The organism is Halovivax sp. (assembly GCA_007119345.1).
GTDB lineage: Archaea > Halobacteriota > Halobacteria > Halobacteriales > Natrialbaceae > Halovivax.
Genome location: SKPV01000280.1, coordinates 1 through 3,413 on the forward strand (window position 1 = coordinate 1; position 3,413 = coordinate 3,413).

General features: G+C 68.2%; 4 protein-coding genes and 1 pseudogene. 2 read left to right on the forward strand and 3 right to left on the reverse strand.

Annotated features, from left to right (window positions below):
- Both QZT59_RS18590 and QZT59_RS18595 read right to left on the reverse strand, forming a co-directional pair.
- A partial coding sequence (locus tag QZT59_RS18590; RefSeq protein ID WP_290819374.1) for a TSUP family transporter occupies positions 1 to 393 on the reverse strand: 393 nt, incomplete at its 3' end.
- 3 nt (positions 394 to 396) lie between these two features.
- Positions 397 to 546 carry a hypothetical protein gene (locus tag QZT59_RS18595; protein ID WP_290819375.1) on the reverse strand — a complete coding sequence of 50 codons (150 nt, stop codon included), beginning with the start codon at positions 544 to 546 and terminating at the stop codon, positions 397 to 399.
- Between the two features lie 576 nt (positions 547 to 1,122).
- Between QZT59_RS18595 and QZT59_RS18600 the strand changes: the two genes are divergently transcribed.
- A complete protein-coding gene (locus tag QZT59_RS18600) occupies positions 1,123 to 1,965 on the forward strand; it encodes a universal stress protein (RefSeq protein ID WP_290819376.1) in 843 nt (280 codons plus the stop codon).
- A 69-nt stretch (positions 1,966 to 2,034) separates the two neighbouring features.
- Here QZT59_RS18600 and QZT59_RS18605 read toward each other — a convergent pair whose 3' ends face one another.
- Entirely contained in the window at positions 2,035 to 2,670 is a 636-nt protein-coding gene (locus QZT59_RS18605) for a halocyanin (protein WP_290819377.1), read from the reverse strand.
- 402 nt (positions 2,671 to 3,072) lie between these two features.
- Between QZT59_RS18605 and QZT59_RS18610 the strand changes: the two are divergent.
- Positions 3,073 to 3,413 (forward strand): annotated as a pseudogene (locus QZT59_RS18610) (nitrous oxide reductase accessory protein NosL/NosD); the annotation flags it as partial.

Below are 3,413 nucleotides of genomic sequence, written 5' to 3' on the forward strand. Positions count from 1 at the left end.
GAGGGCGCTGCGAAGGAACAGCGCGCCGATGGCGGCCAGCAGCAGGACGTAGATGGTACCGACGACGACCTCCGCGTGGCCCAGCTGGTCGAGTCCGAGCACCAGCACCTTCCCGCCCTCGATTCCGAGCGCGATGCCGACGAACATCAGGGCGCCGAGCTTGTAATCCACCTGGCCCACGTCGTGGTGTTTCAATGTCGCGATCACGGCCGTCCCGAAGACGAACGCCATCGAGCTCCCGATCGCTACCGGCGCGGGGTAGCCGAGGATCAACAGGGCGGGCGTCACGAGGAAGGAGCCACCCATCCCAAAGAACCCGAAGAAGACCCCGACCATGAAGCCGAAGCCGACGAACAGGGCGAACAGACCGATTCCGAGTCCGAGGAGCTCCATGGATTATGCGGTCTCGATCGTCTCGATCACCGACGGCGCGAGGGCCTGCTCGACGACGCCGTACCCGACGTAGAGGACGATCGCCTCCACGGAGACGAGGACGACGAGCAGTGCCGCTTGGACGATCGGTGGGAGGGCTGTGAATTCGATCATGCGTTGGGTAGCTGGGCGGTGTTCGACCGTGCGTCTCCCCGGCGGTCGCGGTTCGCCCGTGCGTAGCGACCCGGGTCGCGGTTCGGTTGTGCGCGAATCATGGCGTTCTACTCGTCATCCTCTACCCGAGCGGTGGGTATAACGCTTTTGGGATTGATGTACAATATTACTGCCAGCTATCTCACGGCTATCCCACGAAGATATTTTCGTAAGTTACCAGGATATAAGGGTGGGGCGGACCGCCGTCCCAGCCCACGATGTACGGGGACGATCTCGCGTGCGCGGTCCGAGACGAGATCCGCGTGGCCGACGAGACCCTCGTGTCCGGCGCTCGCAAACGCCGATCGACCGACGCTCGGTGGTCGGGAACGCCGGGCGAATCGATCGTGGTGTGACGGCTGCGGACTGGTCGGCGACGGGTCCGCCGGAGCGAAGCGCCGGACGCCTGCGGCGCGACCGCACTCCGCCGGACGAGCGGGGTTCGCCGTCTGCGTGACGTGACGCTCGGCCCGCCAGCGGCGGCACCCGGTATTGGATTCACCAAACAATATTATACCGGCGAACCCTAGAGCCATCATGAAAGCGATCTGTGCGACCGACCTCTCGGCCGCCAGCGAGGCGACCATCGAGAGCGAGACCTGCCTCGAGTGTCTCGGTCGGATCGGCGTCGACGAGATCCACCTCGTGACGGTGATCCCCTCGAACGTCCACGCCGGAATGCCCGGCATCGACTTCGAGGGCCGTCGCGAACGAGCGCTGGACCGGTACCGGGGCGTCATCGAGGGCGCCGGGTTCGACGTCGAGGCCCACGTCGTGCGGGGGACGCCCCACCGGCGCATCAACGGGATCGCCGAAACCGTCGGCGCCGGCCTGACGATCGTCGGTTCGCGCGGAAAGAGCCCGCTCGAGAACCGCGTCATCGGTTCGACGGCCCGCAACCTCGCCCGGACGACGGTCGTGCCGCTGCTGGTCAACCGGATCGAACGCGAGGCAGAGGAGCCGGACGTCGTCAGGGAACACCTGTTCCAGCGGATGCTCTACGCGACGGACTTCTCGGACAACGCACAGGCGGCGTTCGAGACGTTCTCGTACCTGCGGCCCGCCACGCGGGAGGCGACGCTGGTTCACGTCGAGACGCCGAAGGATCCCGACGTCCCCGAACGGGCTGATCCCGCGACGCAACTCGACGAACTGGCGGGCCGACTCGAGGAGTGGGACATCGAGACCCGAATCGACGTCCGTCAGGGCGATCCCGCTGACGAGATCCTCGCCGCCGAATCCGAGCACGATCCGACGACGATCCTCGTCGGCTCGCGTGGGCACAGCCGGCTGCGCCGCCTCCTGCTCGGTAGCGTCTCCGGGGACGTCGTCGCTCGCGCGACTGGAAACGTGCTCCTCGTTCCACCACGGGGCGCCTGACCCTGGCCTCCTGTGGCCGCCAGGAGGACTCACTCCGACGAGCCGCCGAACCGCGGACGGTGAACCCGCTCAGAGGACGGACCGTGTCTCTTCGTTCGCCGCTCGCATGACCGCCGCCGCCTCCCCTGGCAGCGCCGTCACGTCGTGATCGAGGGCCGGCTCTCCGTCGACGTCGGGCCAGCCGACGACGATCCGACCGACGGCGCCGAGCGCCTCGTGGGTCGCACAGAGCGTGACCGCGTCGGCGTAGTCGTAGACGCCCTCGCGCTCGAACGTCCACGCGAACTCCTCGCCCTCGCGGAGGGGACCGCTATCGAAGGGATCGACCCCCTCCGGCACGCGACGCGGTCCGTGGACGTCCGGGTGGTAGGCGCTGACGGTGTGGTAGTAGCCGTCGGTGATCCACCGGACGGTTCCGCCGACGTCGACGTGGGCGACCGGCGGCTCGAAGCCCGGCGTCGGCATGTCCGCGATCCGAACCTCGATCGCGTCCGCCGGCTGACCGAGCGCGCCCTCGCCGGCCTCGTCGTCGTCGTCGCTAACGTGTGCGAACGTGTTCAGACAGCCCGAGAGTGCGGCGAGTCCGCCTGCGGCGCCGGCCGCGATCGCCGCTCGTCTCCCGATGTCCGACGCGATGTCGGACCCGTGGCGTCCGCTCGGCGATCGTCGCGACGGGCGCCGCGGGTCGACGCGGTGGTCTGCCATTAGACGTCCGAAGGTAGCCGACCGACGGAGTTGAACGAGCGAGCCGGTTCCCCGATTCTGGGAATCGTCCGGGGGACGGCGGACCGCGGCGTTTCGAGCCGCCGCGACGGTCCCGAACCGGACGACCGGGCACGGGTGACGCCGACGGCACCCACCGGCTGGTCGATCGGGTCATCCGTCTCGTCGGACCGTGGCTCGAGGCTCCGAATCCCTCGGGAGAGAGCCCTACGGGACGGCAAGGCGTCGGAGGCCGCTCGACTCGAACGTCTCCGTCCGCTCCCTCCGCCCGAAGCGGCGTCCGAGCGGGGACCCCGGGTGCGACCGTCCGTTCGAGGGACGGACCAAACGACGTATTCGTTCTCCGCCCGAACTTGAACCGTGAACGGGGTTTCGTGGGGCGGCGTGATTGTGATCGCAGCGGTCGGTGTCGCAGTCGGGATCGGGGCGCTCTTCGTCGTCGACGTCGAGTCGGCCTCGCCCGAACCGGCTGCGTTCGACGACACCGTCACCGTCGGCCTCACGCTCGACGAGGAGTTGCGACTGGGCGAGGACGTCTCGCTCCCGCGGGCGCAGGTGTTCTACTCGCAGTACGAGTACGTCGTCGGCTACTACGGGGTCGAAACGTTCGTCGACGCCCGACAGCAGGCCGGCCACGACCAGCGCGTCGGCTACCCGCTCGCGATCTACGTCACCGATTTCGCCGCCACGTCGGTCGAGCTGGACGACGACGGCTATCCGACGAC